15 protein-coding genes and 1 other annotated feature are annotated in these 16,151 nt (G+C 42.7%); of the genes, 6 read left to right on the forward strand and 9 right to left on the reverse strand.

Going from position 1 to position 16,151, the window contains the following annotated elements; all coding sequences use genetic code 11:
* Positions 1-43 precede the first annotated feature (43 nt).
* The 3 genes from liaF to GFC28_RS07520 are packed head-to-tail and all read left to right on the forward strand — an operon-like array spanning position 44 to position 2,452.
* Positions 44-778 (forward strand): cell wall-active antibiotics response protein LiaF, encoded by a 735-nt coding sequence (liaF, locus tag GFC28_RS07510; RefSeq protein ID WP_044742113.1) that lies wholly within the window; start codon positions 44-46, stop codon positions 776-778.
* Positions 775-1,827 (forward strand): sensor histidine kinase, encoded by a 1,053-nt coding sequence (locus GFC28_RS07515; protein ID WP_156487519.1) that lies wholly within the window; start codon positions 775-777, stop codon positions 1,825-1,827. Before liaF ends, GFC28_RS07515 begins: the two co-directional genes overlap by 4 nt.
* Positions 1,820-2,452, forward strand: coding sequence for a response regulator (locus GFC28_RS07520; RefSeq protein ID WP_044742112.1), 633 nt, complete (start codon positions 1,820-1,822; stop codon positions 2,450-2,452). Before GFC28_RS07515 ends, GFC28_RS07520 begins: the two co-directional genes overlap by 8 nt.
* A 164-nt stretch (positions 2,453-2,616) precedes the next feature.
* On the opposite strand, the gene GFC28_RS07525 is transcribed toward GFC28_RS07520, so the two are convergent.
* From GFC28_RS07525 to GFC28_RS07535, 3 genes are all read right to left on the reverse strand, one after another.
* Positions 2,617-3,255, reverse strand: a complete 639-nt coding sequence (locus tag GFC28_RS07525; protein ID WP_044742111.1) for an SGNH/GDSL hydrolase family protein — start codon at positions 3,253-3,255, stop codon at positions 2,617-2,619.
* A gap of 112 nt (positions 3,256-3,367) precedes the next feature.
* Positions 3,368-4,213: an aldo/keto reductase gene (locus GFC28_RS07530; RefSeq protein ID WP_044742110.1), complete on the reverse strand. Its 846-nt coding sequence runs from the start codon at positions 4,211-4,213 to the stop codon at positions 3,368-3,370.
* Positions 4,214-4,260: 47 nt separating this feature from the next.
* Positions 4,261-5,493 (reverse strand): MFS transporter, encoded by a 1,233-nt coding sequence (locus GFC28_RS07535; RefSeq protein WP_044742109.1) that lies wholly within the window; start codon positions 5,491-5,493, stop codon positions 4,261-4,263.
* Positions 5,494-5,659: 166 nt separating this feature from the next.
* Between GFC28_RS07535 and GFC28_RS07540 the strand changes: the two genes are divergently transcribed.
* Entirely contained in the window at positions 5,660-6,031 is a 372-nt protein-coding gene (locus GFC28_RS07540; RefSeq protein ID WP_044742108.1) for a winged helix-turn-helix transcriptional regulator, read from the forward strand.
* Positions 6,032-6,093: 62 nt separating this feature from the next.
* On the opposite strand, the gene GFC28_RS07545 is transcribed toward GFC28_RS07540, so the two are convergent.
* The 3 genes from GFC28_RS07545 to GFC28_RS07555 are packed head-to-tail and all read right to left on the reverse strand — an operon-like array spanning position 6,094 to position 9,981.
* Positions 6,094-7,521, reverse strand: coding sequence for an NAD-dependent malic enzyme (locus GFC28_RS07545; protein WP_044742107.1), 1,428 nt, complete (start codon positions 7,519-7,521; stop codon positions 6,094-6,096).
* A 26-nt stretch (positions 7,522-7,547) separates the two neighbouring features.
* Positions 7,548-8,966 (reverse strand): aspartate ammonia-lyase, encoded by a 1,419-nt coding sequence (gene aspA / locus GFC28_RS07550; protein ID WP_044742123.1) that lies wholly within the window; start codon positions 8,964-8,966, stop codon positions 7,548-7,550.
* Between the two features lies 1 nt (position 8,967).
* Complete coding sequence (locus GFC28_RS07555; protein ID WP_044742106.1) at positions 8,968-9,981, reverse strand: asparaginase; 1,014 nt, start codon at positions 9,979-9,981, stop codon at positions 8,968-8,970.
* A gap of 220 nt (positions 9,982-10,201) precedes the next feature.
* Between GFC28_RS07555 and GFC28_RS07560 the strand changes: the two genes are divergently transcribed.
* Positions 10,202-10,567, forward strand: coding sequence for a helix-turn-helix domain-containing protein (locus GFC28_RS07560; protein WP_044742105.1), 366 nt, complete (start codon positions 10,202-10,204; stop codon positions 10,565-10,567).
* A 335-nt stretch (positions 10,568-10,902) separates the two neighbouring features.
* On the opposite strand, the gene GFC28_RS07565 is transcribed toward GFC28_RS07560, so the two are convergent.
* The 3 genes from GFC28_RS07565 to fosB form a co-directional block, all read right to left on the reverse strand.
* Positions 10,903-11,838 (reverse strand): LCP family protein, encoded by a 936-nt coding sequence (locus GFC28_RS07565; RefSeq protein ID WP_044742122.1) that lies wholly within the window; start codon positions 11,836-11,838, stop codon positions 10,903-10,905.
* 455 nt (positions 11,839-12,293) lie between these two features.
* The gene (locus GFC28_RS07570; RefSeq protein WP_080859957.1) at positions 12,294-13,553 is read right to left on the reverse strand and encodes an MFS transporter; all 1,260 of its coding nucleotides are present in this window, start codon (positions 13,551-13,553) and stop codon (positions 12,294-12,296) included.
* 60 nt (positions 13,554-13,613) lie between these two features.
* Positions 13,614-13,855 (reverse strand) — a binding site (T-box leader).
* A gap of 3 nt (positions 13,856-13,858) precedes the next feature.
* On the reverse strand, positions 13,859-14,281 hold the full coding sequence (fosB, locus tag GFC28_RS07575; RefSeq protein WP_044742103.1) for a metallothiol transferase FosB: 423 nt from the start codon (positions 14,279-14,281) through the stop codon (positions 13,859-13,861).
* Positions 14,282-14,991: 710 nt separating this feature from the next.
* On the opposite strand from fosB, the gene GFC28_RS07580 reads away from it, so the two are divergent.
* Entirely contained in the window at positions 14,992-15,945 is a 954-nt protein-coding gene (locus tag GFC28_RS07580; RefSeq protein WP_044742102.1) for a carbon-nitrogen hydrolase family protein, read from the forward strand.
* Positions 15,946-16,151: the final 206 nt, after the last annotated feature.

A 16,151-nucleotide genomic window follows, 5' to 3' on the forward strand; every position in this document is an offset into this window, starting at 1 on the left:
GTATCCATTCTTTACTATTTCTTGAGATAAAGGTGGGGAGCCTATGCTTAACCATCGTAAAAAAACCGATTATATAAGCTGGACCATCTTAATTGGTGTGCTCCTTTTAGCCATTGAAATTTCTTTTTTTCATCAAGGGCTTATTTTTTCTCTTCTTGTATCAGGAGCATTTATATATATAGGAAGAAAAAAGTGGCACAGCATGATTGGAAAAATTTTATTTTGTCTTGGTATCATCCATCTTGTTTTTAATGTGTTTACAATGATGACTGCTCGATTTTTTCTATTGGCCATTTTACTCTATGTTCTAATTCAGTTTTTCCAATCGAAACGCCAGCCGGCTTTGCTGCAGCCTAAAATACAGCCGGCCGATCGAACAGTCCAAACGGAAATTCTTGAGCGAAAGCCTTTATTGCAAAATTTGTTATTTGGCCGTCAAAAGACACCTGAGCAAGCATATGAATGGAACGATGTGAATATCCAAGTAGGACTAGGAGATACCGTGATTGATTTAAGCTATGCGGTGCTTCCAAAAGGCGAAGCAGTGATTTCCATACGCCATTGGATCGGAAATGTCCAAATTTTTGTGCCTTATGAACTCGAAATCAGCATCGTCCACTCCGCGGTTGTTGGTTCCACTCTCATTTTAGATAAGGAAAAGGAGCAAATGTTTAACCAAACATTGGTCTGGCAAACAACAGCTTATGAGACAGCAGAGCAAAAGCTTAAAATCATCACCTCGATGATGGTCGGAAATTTAGAGGTGAAGCGGATATGAACATGATGCTGCGGCAGTTTGCACTTTTTATTTTAGTGGCGCTTGTTGTTTTGTTTCTTCTGCTTTTCTCTTGTTTCACGTTGTTTCCATTAGGAGACTGGTCCATATTATGGAAAACCAAAATCATGAATTTGCCATTTATCGTTTTTGCACCTACTGTTGTCATTTTGATCGGAGCTGCCTTCGGAATTGTTTCTAACCTATGGTGGCGACAGCAGCTGCAAACGATCGCCAACGCCCTTCAACAAATCGAACAAGGCTCATTGATGCAATTGGAAGTCAAGCAGCCAACGGAAGATTTTCAGGAAATTTGGGAACGCCTCCAAAAAATTCATCATCAATGGATCGAACAAACCAAACGCTCACAAAAAATGGCGACAGCAAAAGCTGAACAGCAAGAGCGGCTTATTCAAGATATTATTTCCCAAGAAAGAAATCGGCTTGCGCGCGAGCTGCACGATTCCGTCAGCCAGCAGCTCTTTGCCGCTTCGATGATGATGTCGGCGATTATGGAAGAAAAAGAGCGGTCCGATAACCATGAAACCAAGCAGCTGAAACTGATCGAGCAAATGATTCACCAATCGCAATTGGAAATGAGAGCGCTGCTGCTTCATTTGCGTCCTGTCCAACTTAAGGGCAAATCACTGCAAGAAGGAATGGAGGAGCTTTTGCTGGAATTATCGCAAAAAACGCCGATGCAGATCAAATGGAAAATAGAAGATGCACCTTTAGATAAAGGAGTAGAAGACCATTTATTTCGTATTTTGCAGGAATCTGTTTCCAATACGCTTCGCCACGCGAAAGCTTCGACTCTGGAGGTGCTGTTAATTCAGCGGGATCATTTTGCTATTTTGCGTGTGGTTGATGACGGAATTGGATTTGATGTCCATGCAAATCATTCTAAAAGCGGTTCATACGGCTTGCAAAACATGTATGAACGAGCGGCTGAAATCGGCGGAACGCTCAAAATTATCAGCTTAAAAAATAAAGGGACAAGACTTGAAGTAAAAGTACCGATAGTGGCACAGGAGGATCAACGCCATGATTAGAGTGTTATTGATTGACGACCATGAAATGGTGCGAATCGGAGTTTCTGCTTATTTATCATCTCAACCTGACATGACGGTAGTCGGCGAAGCAGAAAACGGAAAAAAAGGAGTGGAACTAGCGCTTCAGCTTCGCCCGGATGTCGTTTTAATGGACTTGGTGATGCAGCCAATGGATGGGATTGAAGCGACAAAAGAAATCATGTCCGCATGGCCGGAGGCAAAAATTATTATCGTCACTAGCTTTCTAGATGACGATAAGGTCTATCCGGCGCTAGAAGCGGGAGCGGCAAGCTATATGCTGAAAACCTCGAAAGCGAGCGAAATTGCCAATGCCATCCGCTCTACTTTCCACGGCCAGTCGGTATTGGAGCCGGAGGTAGCCGGAAAAATGATGAAGAAAATGCGGCAAAAAGAAACGCTGCTGCCTCACGAAGAGCTGACGAACCGCGAAATGGAGATCCTTTTATTGATCGCCCAAGGCAAGTCTAACCAAGAAATCGCCGAAGAGCTATTTATTTCATTGAAAACCGTCAAAGTCCACGTCAGCAGCATTCTCGCCAAACTGGGAGTACAAGATCGGACACAAGCGGTTATCTATGCTTTTAAACATTCACTCGTCAAATAAACGACATGGCACTTTACAGCCTTTAAACCAACTGAACAATCCGGCCTATCCGGCGCACTTTTTGCCACGATACGGGAAAATAGAATAAAAATGCTTACATTCGCTTGTTTTGCTGGGAATGTTAAAGCAAATGCCAATGTGGAGCGCGAAACACATTTCGTGAGCTATTTCTGTCGCCGATCGCGATCAAACGCCGTAAGCCATGTTCGCGCCATCAACATATTGCCAAGCGAATTCATATGAACTCCATCTGTCGTCAGCCGATAGCGAGATGATGGACGTGCTTGCAAATAAGCAAGAAATGCTTGATGAGTAGGCACAAGCGTTCCATGAAACGTATGCGCTACTTTACGCACAATGTTCACATAAGGCTTCAGCTTTCGATTGCCTTCTGAATGAATCGCCTCGCCAATAATCGTCGGTTCCATCAAGATCAGATGCGCATAGGTTTTGGCTTTCGTTTGCCAAGCTAACTCCATATAGATTTCCTCAAATTGCTTAGGATACACCTGTTCCTTCTCGGGATGATCGAGCTGGCGCCACACATCGTTGATACCGATGGAAATCGAAACAAAAGATGGTTGCAATGCAATGACATCTCTCTCCCAACGCGCCAATAGATCAGGAATGCGGTTGCCGCTCACTCCCCGATTGACAACGGCTAACGGCTGCTGCGGGTCATCTGTCAGCAAATAATCGCGAATCAGTCGGACATACCCGTAACCCATTTGCTCGGGATCTTTCCTTCTGCCCGCTTCTGTTATACTGTCGCCGATAAAAACAATGCTTCCTTTCTCGTTCATTGTTCTCGCCCCTCCTTGGCTCCTCCAAACATCATGACATATCTTCTCAATGGGTCGATATCGATTGTATGAACCTCCCCCCGTTTAGAGGGGGAGCTTCTTGGTGGATGTGTTAAAAATCAAAGTTATCCGGATCTGGACCTACGCGGCGATTTTGATTTAAGCGATCGATTTGTTCCACCTCTTCTTTTGTCAGAGCAAAATCAAATATGGAGGCATTTTCCATCATCCGCTGCTCTTTAGTTGTTTTTGGAATGGTTACCACTCCTTTTTGCAAATCCCAGCGCAAAATAATTTGCGCAACCGTCTTATTATGATGCTTCGCGATCTCTTGTAAAACAGGATGATTAAGCAATTGTCCTTGCATTAATGGCGACCACGCTTCTAATTGAATGCTGTGCTCTTCGCAAAAAGCCTGAAGCTTTTGTTGTGTTAGACGCGGATGATACTCTACTTGGTTCACCATCGGCTTGATTTCTGCTTCCTTCATCAGCTCCTCAAGATGATGAATATGAAAATTGCTCACACCGATAGCCCGTACTTTCCCCGCCTTGTAAAGCGTCTCTAATGCTTTCCATGCTTCTTTATATTTTTCTGCTACAGGCCAATGAATCAAGTATAAATCGAGATACTCTAAACCTAATTTATTCAGGCTCGCTTCGTACGCTGCTAGCGTTGCGTCATATCCTAAATCCGTGTTCCACACTTTTGACGTCACAAATAATTCTTCACGTGAAACTCCGGTCTCTTGCAATGCTTCGCGAATCCCCTGGCCTACTCCTTGTTCATTTTCATAAATCGCCGCGGTATCAATACTGCGATAGCCGTGGCGAATGGCTGCTTTAACAGCCTGAACAAGCTCCGGCCCATCTTCCACCTTAAATACTCCAAGCCCAAGCCATGGCATTTGGACCCCATTCGCTAAAATCGTTGTGTCGGCTAAGTGTTTGGCCGTCATTCAACTCATCTCCTTTATTTCTTTTGATTGGTCTTGCATCACACTACTTATCGCATAAGGCATTCGCGATGATCCATCATCTCGTTTTCCGCTCTGTGCATCTTTTGATCTTTCTTCTCAAGTGCCAAGCTCCAGCTTGTTAAAAGGACCGCTCCTAGCACCATCAATCCACCGACCCAAGCGGTATGAATCAGCCCCATTGATTCGGTGACAATGCCGCCTAGGTAGGAACCAATCGCAATTCCCGCGTTAAATGCGGCAATGTTAATCGCTGAAGCAACATCGACTGCGCTCGGCACAAAACGCTCAGCAAGCATCACTACATATACTTGCAATCCTGACACGCTCATAAAACCAAGCAGTCCCATTAAGATGATCGTCATAAGCCCAACCACCTTAAATGGAGCTGTAAAGGTTAAAATAAAAAGCACAATAGCTTGCACAATGAACATATAAAATAAAGCGCTAATCGGATTTTGATTAGATAGCTTTCCTCCCGCTACATTACCGATCGCAATCGCTACCCCATAAACAAGCAAAATCACCGTAACCGTTTTTTCACTAAATCCCGTGACGTTCTGCAAAAGCGGAGATAAGTACGTAAAAGCAACAAAAGTGCCTCCGTATCCTAAAGCTGTAATAATGAACAGCAGCAACAAACGTCCATTAGTGATTAACCGAAACTGATCACGAAACGTAGTGCGGGCACCTTTTCGCAAATTCGCTGGAACGAGAATGCTGTTGGCAATGAACGCAATAACCCCTACAGCAACAATAAAAAGAAAGGCAAACCTCCAGCCAAATTGCTGTCCAATAAATGTACCGAACGGCACTCCTGTGATCGTAGCGACCGTCAGACCGGAAAACATAATGGAAATCGCGCTAGCCCGTCGGTGTTCCGCTACTAAACTTGCGGCGATGGTTGACCCGATCGACATAAATACGCCATGTGAAAACGCAGAAAGCACACGAGCTATAAGTAAAACCGTTATACTATCGGCACGAGCCGCAATGCTGTTACCGATGATAAAGACAACCATAATCGAAAGCAACAAAGCTTTGCGTGACATACTGGACGTTAAAGATGTAAGAATAGGAGCGCCGAAAGTAACCCCTAAAGCGTACAAGGAAACCGTCAGCCCGGCGACTGAAACGGAAACGTGCAAGTCGCGCGAAATGAGCGGCAGTAACCCTACACTGATAAATTCTGTCGTCCCGATCGCAAAGGCACTTACAGCTAATGCGATCAATGCTAATGTATTTCGTTTACTTTCGTTCATCGCCTTTCCTCCCCATTGCTTGGTTGTAAAAAATATAGCAAAAGCCAGCTGGCAAATGTTATTATGGAGCATATAAGCTATAAAAAAAAGTACGTACTTTAAAGTACTATAGATACTTTAAAGTGCTATAGATACTTTTTAATAACTATTGAAGAGGAGGAAAAACATGCAAAAAAAGAAATATAATATTCCCGTCGAAGCGACACTAGAAGTAATAGGTGGAAAATGGAAATGCGTTATTCTTTGCCACCTGACACACGGCAAAAAACGCACCTGTGAATTGAAACGTTTGATGCCAGGAATCACGCAAAAAATGCTAACGCAGCAATTGAGAGAGTTAGAAGAAGATGGGATTATCAATCGCATTGTTTATAATCAAGTCCCCCCGAAAGTGGAATACGAACTAAGTGAATACGGGTGGAGCTTAAAAGAAATTTTAGATTCTTTATGCGGATGGGGAGAAAAGCATATTGTCAAAGTATACGGAGATAAATTTTCCGTTTTAGAAGAAAGTGTTTTAAATGAAAAATTAAAATAACGTTGTTGATTTGGGAAACTAAAAACGTCGAAGCCCTAGTAAACGGGACTTCGACGTTGTTTTTATTCAGCCTTAAACATGATATCCTCTTTGCGGGCCACTCCTGTACGATAAGCAGCTTTAATAACCGCCTCTCTCACTTTCTCAGCCACTTTGCTGTTAAATACACTTGGAATGATATACGTTTCATTTAGCTCTTCTTCTGTCACAACAGAGGCAATGGCTTCAGCTGCCGCCAGCTTCATCTCTTCGTTAATTTCAATCGCTCGGCAATCAAGAGCGCCTCGGAAAATCCCCGGGAAGCAAAGCACGTTGTTGATTTGATTCGGATAATCGGATCTGCCTGTAGCCATAACCCGTACATACGGCTCTGCCAGCTCCGGATCAATTTCCGGAATAGGATTAGCCATCGCAAACACAATCGGATCTTGCGCCATTTTTTGCACATCTTCGATTTGTAAAATTCCCGGAGCAGATACCCCGATAAACACATCCGCCCCCTCAATCACATCTGAAAGCGTGCCGCTGACATTTTCCGGATTCGTTAGCTGTGCATATTCATTCCAATAAGGGTTGTCATATTCCACCCCGCGGTGAATAGCACCATGACGATCAACACCGATAATATTTTTGACGCCGGCCGCTAGTAAAATTTTCGTGCAGGCGATGCCGGCCGCGCCAATTCCGGTTAAGACCACTTTAATATTTTCCAGCTTTTTATCTACAATTTTCAGCGCATTTAAAAGACCGGCAAGCAATACCACGGCCGTTCCATGCTGGTCATCATGAAATACTGGAATATCCAGCTCTTGCTTTAATCGTTCTTCAATTTCAAAGCAACGAGGAGCAGAAATATCTTCAAGATTAATGCCGCCAAATGCCGGGGCAATGGCTTTAACAATTTGAATAATCTCTTCAGTATCCTTTGTATCTAAGCAAATCGGAAAAGCATCGACATCAGCTAACTGCTTAAACAGCATCGCTTTTCCTTCCATGACAGGCATCGCTGCATACGGTCCGATATCCCCGAGTCCCAGCACAGCTGTCCCATCAGAGACAACCGCCACTGTATTGCGCTTAATGGTTAGCGAGTAGGCTTTGCTTGGATCATCGGCAATCGCACTGCACACGCGAGCCACTCCTGGCGTATAAACACGCGATAGATCATCGCGAGTTTTAATCGGAATTTTGGATTTCGTTTCAATTTTCCCGCCAATATGCATCAGGAACGTGCGATCCGATACATTGATGAGTTTGACCCCATGCGTTTTTCTCAATGTGTCTGTCACTAAGTCGGCGTGCTTAGTATCAAACACACTGACCGTAATATCGCGCACCGTATGCGTTTTCGTCGAGGAAATGACATCGATTCCAACAATGTCTCCACCCGCTTGTCCTATTGCTGTCGCAATGTCACCAAAAGAGACCAAATTTTTTGCAAACTGAATACGGATTGTAATATGCATGCTTGCACCACTTGGTATTGCCATATGTATCTGCCTTTCTGTTTTATTTTTTAATCATTTTTTTGCCCTGCAATTCCAGGACGAGTCATCGCATAAGGATCCAGTATTTCGTTTAACTGCTGTTCCGTTAATAAATGATAAGATAAGCATAGCTCACGGACAGATTTGCCTGTAAGATAAGCTTCACGCGCAATGTGCGAGGCTGTTTCATACCCAACATAAGGGTTTATAGCCGTAATGATTCCCACACTTTTTTCTACTTTCGTTTTTAAATTCGCTTCATTTGCTTCAATTCCTGCTAAACAATAGTCAGTAAATACACGAAATGTATTATCCATAATATGAATGGATTGCAGCAAATTAAAAACGAGTACGGGCTCCATCACATTTAATTCTAGCTGTCCCGCTTCAGATGCCAAGCAAATGGTGTGATCGTTCCCAATCACTTGAAATGCCACTTGATTGATCACTTCTGCCATGACCGGATTGACTTTGCCAGGCATGATGGAGGAACCAGGCTGGCGGGCCGGCAATGTAATTTCATTAAAGCCCGTTCTTGGACCAGATGCCATGAGACGCAGATCATTCGCAATTTTTGACATATTAATCATGCACACTTTTAGCGCCGATGACACCTCGGTATAAGCATCTGTATTTTGCGTTCCATCAACGAGATGCTCAACACGTACTAGCGGAAGCTCGCTAATCGTTGCTAAATGCCTAATCACGCGATCAATGTAACGCGGATTAGCATTTAATCCGGTTCCTACTGCCGTTGCCCCCATATTGATTTCATATAAATGCTGACGCGATTGCTGTATTCTTTTTATATCCCGCTCCAACACACGGCTATAGGCTTCAAATTCTTGGCCAAGGCGAATGGGAACAGCGTCTTGCAAATGCGTCCGCCCCATTTTAATCACACGATCAAACTGCCGCGCCTTCTCAACAAATACAGCGTGCATGTTCTCCATCGTCGTCAGCAGCTTTTCCAGCATCTTTAACACGGCAATATGAATGGCGGTCGGAAAAGCATCGTTCGTCGACTGGGACATATTGACATGATTATTCGGGCTGATGACTTGATAGTTTCCTTTCCGTTCGCCGAGCAATTCAAGCGCCCGATTGGCGATGACTTCATTCGCGTTCATATTAATCGATGTTCCGGCCCCGCCTTGAATCGGATCCACGATAAATTGGTCATGCCACTTTCCAGCGATAATTTCTTGCGCGGCTTCGGCAATCGCTTGGCCTATCCGTGGACTGAGCTGTCCGATTTCCATATTCGCTTGTGCCGCCGCCATTTTCACGATCGCTATTGCTTCAATTAAGGACGGATGAATTCGATATCCGGTAATCGGAAAATTTTCTACCGCGCGCATCGTTTGAATGCCATAGTATGCATGCTCTGGAATTTCCTTTTCCCCAAGAAAGTCTTTTTCCATTCGCACTGCTTTTGTTTTAATCATTTTATAAATCCCAGCTTTCATCAAATTTTGGCGTAATATCTCCCGCAATCGGTGTTTCCATTATTTTTTTGATTTCAAGCAGATGATTGGTTTTCCCTAATACCCACATTAGCTTTGGCACAATAGCCTCTGTATTCATATCTCCAGATAGAATAACGGTGTTTTGCGCCACTTTGCGTCCCACCTCATACAACGTCAAATCTTCTCCCTCTTCTAAACATTGCGTGGTAATGACAACGGCCATGCCGTCATCAATGAGCTCCTTAATTTTGGGAAGCAAGTTCCTTTCCTGAAACGGCACCCCACCATTTCCAAAGCTTTCGATAATCACTCCTCGATACAGCGGTTTAATATAATCAAAGATTTCTGGCTTCGTACCAGGATGTAGCTTTAAGAGAAACACATCCGGACAAAGCGACGGCTCAAATATTAGTTCCCCAGCTGCTTCCGAGCGAAGCTCATATTGATAATCGACTTGATCATGATGGATATAAGCGATATACGGATGATTAATACTTTCAAAAGCATCGTAGCTTTTTGTTCGCATTTTGACCGCTCTTGTGCCAAGAATCACTCTTCCATCAAACACGATAAATACGCCGCCAACTTCTTCACAAGCAAACCGAACGGCATCGGATAAATTTTTTTTCGCATCCGTTCGCTCAAAGCTAATCGGAACTTGGGAGCCAGTAAGAACAACAGGTTTGTCCAAATTTTGCAGCATATAAGATAAAGCCGAAGCTGTATAAGCCATCGTATCTGTTCCATGCGTAATAACAAACCCGTCATAGCGATGATAGTTTTCATAAATGGCTTCGGCGATTTTTACCCAATACTCTGGCTGCATATTTGTGCTGTCGATGTTCATCAGTATTTGGCTGTCCAAGCGATAATTAGGGCTATGTTTTGGCACATACCCTGTAAGTTCTTCAGCTGTTAATGCCGGTGAGAGTCCTTCTTCTCCTTTTACGGAGGCAATTGTGCCGCCTGTCGCGATTAAAAGAATCTTTTTCATCATTGACACCTCTGTGAAAAGCGATAATCGAACGAAAAGGTGATTTTCTATTGAATAACCTGTTGTGTTTTATGGGTCATTTAGTGTACATTATAATTAAGTTGTTCGCGAATCGCGAATATACGATTCCATTATATTCATTTCCTATGAAAATAACAAGAGTTTTTATTCGTTTCGCGAACTTTTTATAGTGGGAGAAAAAGAGGGAGGGAGCAGGACGATGATATCAAAACGGCTATCAGAATTAAGAAAAAAGAAAAAATGGCCTTTGCAATATATTGCCGATCAATTAAATATCGCTAAAAGTACCTATGCTGGCTATGAATCCGGCTACCGCCAGCCTTCATTAGAAGCAGTTAAAGAATTGGCTCAATTATTTGAAACATCTACCGACTATTTGCTTGGAGCCGCGGATAGCCCTGAAAAGCCCGATTTCCATACCATCGAGTTAACGGAAACAGCCATGTTGGCCCATATTTGCTTTACCATTGATGGAAAGCCTTTAACAGCGGATGACCTTAACCAAATGATTGCCTTTATTCGTGTCAAAAGAGAAATGGACAGCACTCAACCCCATCATCAATGAACCTTCCCACCTACACTCCGTTACGAGGTGGGAGACTTCTCGATGGATGATGTTAAATACGGAATGTTTCCGACTGATCTGCGCCAGAAAAATCCCGGTAAATTGAACAAAAAGGCAAGTCCATCTCCATAGACTTGCCTCTGATCGCCGACGTTCCAGAAATTATTTGTACAATCTATTTTGAAAATGCTTTGCTCCCCCTATGCGTTTTTCGTCATGGAAGTCTATATCAAACTAGCGGCCAAACATGTTCTGCGCTGTATTTATAATTTTTGCTGGCAAACGGGTGCCTTATTCCGTCTTTAGCAGCTTATGAACCATACAATCGAGCATGCTTACTTTAGGAATTCCTTTAACGCTTGCCTATTTTTCGCAAGATCCATTTCTAGCACGGCCCCTGCTTGAGGATAGGTGGCATCTCGAAATGATCCATCAATAGGAATTCGAAAGAAGCTAATATCCTTCTGGTCGCTTCCGGGAAATGTAGCTAATAGGGGCAGTACTTCTTTATACCCTACGTTCGTTAATATATATGGCCGGATGGTACCGACTACACTCGGCAGCTTCGCGATCCCCCGCACACTGATAAATTCGTCCATCACACGCTTCACTACCTCTTGCTGTCTCCGCACTCTGCCAAAGTCGCTTTCAGCATCTTTTCTGAATCTCACATACCCAAGCAATTCGTTTCCATGAAGTCTTTGAACACCTGGATGCAGCGTGACGCCTATTCCTTTCGACATCTCTTTTTCAACATTGATTTCAATTCCTTCAGGAAAAGCTACATCAATTGCTTTAGTGAATCCTTTAAAATCTACTAAAGCAAAATAGGCAATATCTACATCAAAATTTTCTTTAATCGTCTTCCGTAATAATTCAGGACCTCCATAAGCATAGGCGGCATTGATTTTATTTTTCCCATACCCCGGTATATCCACATAGGAATCCCGCATAATGGAGGCGATTTTCGCTTGCTTGGTCTTTCGATTATACTGAGCAATCATAATCGTATCCGCTCGCGCTTTCTCGTTTCCTCTCGCATCAACGCCAAGCAGTAAAACGTTCATACGCTCCTTATCCTTTACGCCTTGAAATTCTACCTTTTCATGCGGCAAAAAAGAGTCATTTTGCGAGTTTTTCAAGCCTTTACGGTATTCGACGACCGCATATAACAATGCCGTCAAAATGAGCACGATCAAAATAAGCAGAATCACGAACCACTTTTTTCTTTTTCGTTTTTTTATTTTTCGATCCCTTCTGCTACTTTCCATCATGGAACACGACCTCACTATGTAAGTTTTTAACTAAAACCTTCGAATTAGCTCTCCATGCCAACAACCATCCAATATTGACAGCATTTATTCATACTTCATCTATTAAGAACAAATTACCAAACGATGATGAAAAAAACAATTAAAATTTGCCAAACTATATTTACCCTATTGATAAATACAGAATATTTGTCCTTCAAATGAACAGATGATGATCGGGTGACGACAGCATACGATCGAACACGCCGCTTTATAGAACCATAAGAGGAGTTTGAAAACATTTTCGCCACTTGTCTATTTGGTAAAGACCCGTATTTTCATTTTTCTTGTAAGTTTCCACGTACAATAGGCATTGCTCATTTTCTCTAAAATGACGTGCTACAACTTGATAGCCCTTCCTTCTTAATTATAAGGAATCGTTCTATATAAGCCTATATTGTCAGCCAAAGATCTCCTCATGCTTGTGAATCTTCTATTGTCTCTGTGATAATAGATGAGTAATATTTTTTCTTTGCTGGCAATAAGGCGAGTGCACATAAAATCGAAGTAACGAGTAGCATCAAGAATGCGCCGATCATGACGACAGACTGAATAGAGGCAAGCTGCGCCATCATTCCAAAAACAGCAGTTGTGATGACGAGGAATATCGCTTCAATGAATCCATATATGCTTCCCACTCTTCCCATTACGGAAACAGGTATGTTATTTTGATAAAAGGTATAAAATCCGGTATTGGCAAAGGATAAAGAGACGGAAAGAATAAAGAACCCCAAAGCAGCGATAGAAAAAGAGCTTGAACAAGCATAGATCATATAGCCAATCGCTACATGGAAGGCACCAAAGCCGATTAACCAAGACGTCGCTAATTTTCGCGAAAATATGGCATTCACAATCGCTCCCAACGCAACACCTCCTCCAGCTACACTCACTAAAAAGCCATACTCACTTTCTGATAAAGCAAGCACTTCTTTCGCAAAGGCAGCTTCCAATGAATCAACGGCTGTCGCGATTACCATCATGCAGCTAAATAAAAAATAAATAAGCGTGATATAAACGTAACGATAACTAAAATTCATCACCAGCTTCCAATCGTTTTTCAGCAGCTGGAAAGAGCCTTTGTGATCGGCTGGATGACTTACCAGCTGTGTTTCAACATTCGGAAGCAACAAGGTGATCGCCCCTGAGAAGAGTAGAGCCAATGAATTAATATAAAGGGCCAATACAGGCGTTCCGACTAAAAATAGAGCACCTGCAACCGCTGGCCCGATCAGAAAACCGCCGGAGTCCATTAAACTTCGCAATGAATTAAAGCGCTGCCTTTGCTCCGGAGGAGTTAGCTGGGTGATATAAGTCATCGATACCGGTCCAAATACCGCACTTGCTATACAGATGAAAAAAACAATAAAATAAATAGCCCCAATCGAAGAACAAAAAGGCAGGATGGCAATTAGTACAGCCCTTATCACATCTAGCATGATCATAAGATTCCGTTTATTGAATCGATCTATCACACTCCCGGACCAAGCGTTCGTAAGTAAGGCCGCTAAAGGCTTGAGCATATACAGGATAGATACCGCAAAAGGGGAATCAGTCATATTGAGAACCAATAAATTCAAGGAAATTAAATAAATCCAATCGCCCACATTGGAAATTCCGATTCGAAGCAAAAGTAAAAGGTGATATTGCCAAGCCTCGAATGGATTTTTACCTCTCACTTCCAAGCTCCTCCTTTTATCCAATAAGCTAAATAAAAAATTCGCCCCAAGACACTAGGTCTTGGGGACGAATTTTCATTCGCGATGCCACCCCATTTTATTAATATGTCACCATATTAAACTCAGTAGGTACACGAATACCTTAGCTCTATAACAGGCGCCACCTGTCACACGATCCCCTTTTTTTCGGTTCCCGTGCGATGCTCCAAGGCTTGCTTCAATAAACCATTCTTACTCCTTCCCAGCTACCGGAGCTCTCTGAAAAGAATGAATTTATTTACTCTCCTCTTCATCGCATGATGATATTAAGTAAAAAACTGCATATGATGTTTCTCGCTTTTGTAATAAGCCAACCGATCATTCAAACTGCCGGTGTGAAATTCGAACTTGTGCCCGTCAGGATCCGTAAAATAAACAGAGCGCTTGTCTCTTTCATCTCTTTCTCTGCTTGGAATTATGGCCACATCTAGCTCTTTCAGCCTTTGAACAAGATCATCGAAGTCTTCTTCTTTGACGGAAAAAGCGATATGAGTATATGAGTGCCGGATTTCGTTTCGCGGAATATCTTTTTGGACATTCAGAGCAAGCCACATTCCATTTAGATCAAAATAGGCTAAATTTCGTCCTTTGATCAATAGCTTTGCACCGAATACTTGCTGGTAAAAGCGAACGGATTTTTCTAAATCGGATACAGAGAACGTTAGGTGATTAATGCTTCCAATCGGCAAGTGGATCTTCCTCTCCGTTTCGTTTTGACATTGATTATGACGATTCATGCTGAGTAAAATGACTGGGGAGTAGATACAGAGTAGCTTTTGTCAAGAGGCAAAATAGAATCGATACATCTTCACTGTTTTCTTATCGTGGAACCCTAAATCGGGCCGTTATCATGATGATCATTTCTCATATTCTGCATATGGGCTTCCATATAGGCCTGTTCTGACCATGAAACGTGCTTGGTATTTTCTTCAGGGTTCAAATCATGGATGCCTTTTCTTTTATACGCCCAATCAACCAAAAAGCAAAAGCCCTCCGATCCCAATCAACCACCACATGCTCTTTTCCTCTCCTTTCGTATAAGATCATAACCAGTATAGACCACGTATTTTACTAATCTGTATGCATTATACCACATAAAGAAATTATTTTACATAAATTCCAAAATTATAGTCAAATTCTTGCTTTTGTCCTTTATTTTCATTTGATTTATATATAGTGACCGTTAGTCGTCCGATGACCGAAAAACAACATACACTCCAACCTAAGACAGAAACGGCAGCGCCAAAAAGCTGCGTTGATCGATAGAACCATCCTCGCCCAATTGTGTTAAGGGAAAATGGATGGGACATTATAGATTCTATTGGCTGGGCACAAAGCATAGATTTTCCATTATCATAACAATGATAGACTTATTCTACTGAAAAGAGGAGGATTTCTCATGGTTCAGCAACATCATGTGCGAGTAGCGGTTGTGCAAACAGCTTCTGTCATTATGGATCGAAAAGCGAGCACCGAAAAAGCCATTTCGTTCATACAGCAAGCAGGGGAAAAAGGAGCGAACATCGTTGTATTCCCTGAAGCGTTTATTCCAGCCTATCCAAGGGGACTCAGCTTCGGGACAACTGTCGGGAGCCGTTCACCAGAAGGGCGGAAGGATTGGCTTCGTTATTGGGAAAACTCCGTTCCTGTTTCTAGCGAAACTACTGAGAAATTAGGAGAAGCAGCACGCAAAGCCGGGGTGTATCTCGTTATTGGCGTCATTGAGAGAGACAATGAATCTAGCAAGGGCACTTTATATTGCTCCGTATTATTCTTTGGACCAGACGGAAAATTGCTGGGAAAGCACCGCAAGCTCAAACCCACTGGTTCAGAACGATTCATTTGGGGAGAAGGAGACGGAAGCACTCTTCCCGTTTTTGATACACCTTATGGCAAAATAGGGGCGTTAATTTGCTGGGAAAATTACATGCCGCTGGCCCGAGTAGCGATGTATGCGAAAGGAATTCAAATTTATATCGCTCCGACAGCAGACTCCAGAGAGCTATGGCAATCTACGATTCGGCATATCGCCGCAGAAGGCAGATGTTTCGTTTTATCTTGCAACCAATATGTGACCAAGGACATGTATCCTACTGATCTAACTTGCTACGATGATTTATCCTCTTCTCCAGAGGAAATGTGTTTAGGAGGCAGTGCGATCGTTGGACCTTTAGGTGAATATATAAAGGGACCTGTTTTTGGCAAAGAAGAGATGCTTATCGCAGATCTTGATTTGCGAGATATTGCTTACAGTCAATTTGACTTTGATGTAGTAGGCCATTATTCAAGGCCGGATGTTTTCCAGCTCCTAGTAAATGAGGAGAAACAAGAGAGCGTAAAATGGAAAAAGTAAGTAGAAGCAAGAAGCCCCAAAAGCATTGGTCTAGCGTTCGCTTTTGGGGCAAACCAAAAAAAGAAACAGGTTTAACGCTCATCTTATCATGTTGTCCAACCGCTATCATGAGACGCTTCTGCACAATGAACTTCTTAAGCTTTTTCACAAAATCATGAAACTTTCAGTTATCTTAATATGTCTTTACTCGATCTTGGTCGCTCAAT

The sequence above is a fragment of the Anoxybacillus sp. B2M1 genome, assembly GCF_001634265.1.
GTDB classification, from domain to species: domain Bacteria; phylum Bacillota; class Bacilli; order Bacillales; family Anoxybacillaceae; genus Anoxybacteroides; species Anoxybacteroides rupiense.

Excerpts from the sequence above, each read along its gene's own strand:
- GFC28_RS07580 (WP_044742102.1), top strand. The coding sequence starts at position 14,992 with ATGGTTCAGCAACATCATGTGCGAGTAGCGGTTGTGCAAACAGCTTCT.
- GFC28_RS07525 (WP_044742111.1), bottom strand. The coding sequence starts at position 3,255 with ATGAACGAGAAAGGAAGCATTGTTTTTATCGGCGACAGTATAACAGAA.
- GFC28_RS07520 (WP_044742112.1), top strand. The coding sequence starts at position 1,820 with ATGATTAGAGTGTTATTGATTGACGACCATGAAATGGTGCGAATCGGA.
- GFC28_RS07515 (WP_156487519.1), top strand. The coding sequence starts at position 775 with ATGAACATGATGCTGCGGCAGTTTGCACTTTTTATTTTAGTGGCGCTT.
- GFC28_RS07540 (WP_044742108.1), top strand. The coding sequence starts at position 5,660 with ATGCAAAAAAAGAAATATAATATTCCCGTCGAAGCGACACTAGAAGTA.
- GFC28_RS07555 (WP_044742106.1), bottom strand. The coding sequence starts at position 9,981 with ATGAAAAAGATTCTTTTAATCGCGACAGGCGGCACAATTGCCTCCGTA.
- GFC28_RS07530 (WP_044742110.1), bottom strand. The coding sequence starts at position 4,213 with ATGACGGCCAAACACTTAGCCGACACAACGATTTTAGCGAATGGGGTC.
- liaF (WP_044742113.1), top strand. The coding sequence starts at position 44 with ATGCTTAACCATCGTAAAAAAACCGATTATATAAGCTGGACCATCTTA.
- GFC28_RS07535 (WP_044742109.1), bottom strand. The coding sequence starts at position 5,493 with ATGAACGAAAGTAAACGAAATACATTAGCATTGATCGCATTAGCTGTA.
- aspA (WP_044742123.1), bottom strand. The coding sequence starts at position 8,966 with ATGATTAAAACAAAAGCAGTGCGAATGGAAAAAGACTTTCTTGGGGAA.
- GFC28_RS07560 (WP_044742105.1), top strand. The coding sequence starts at position 10,202 with ATGATATCAAAACGGCTATCAGAATTAAGAAAAAAGAAAAAATGGCCT.
- GFC28_RS07545 (WP_044742107.1), bottom strand. The coding sequence starts at position 7,521 with ATGGCAATACCAAGTGGTGCAAGCATGCATATTACAATCCGTATTCAG.
- GFC28_RS07565 (WP_044742122.1), bottom strand. The coding sequence starts at position 11,838 with ATGGAAAGTAGCAGAAGGGATCGAAAAATAAAAAAACGAAAAAGAAAA.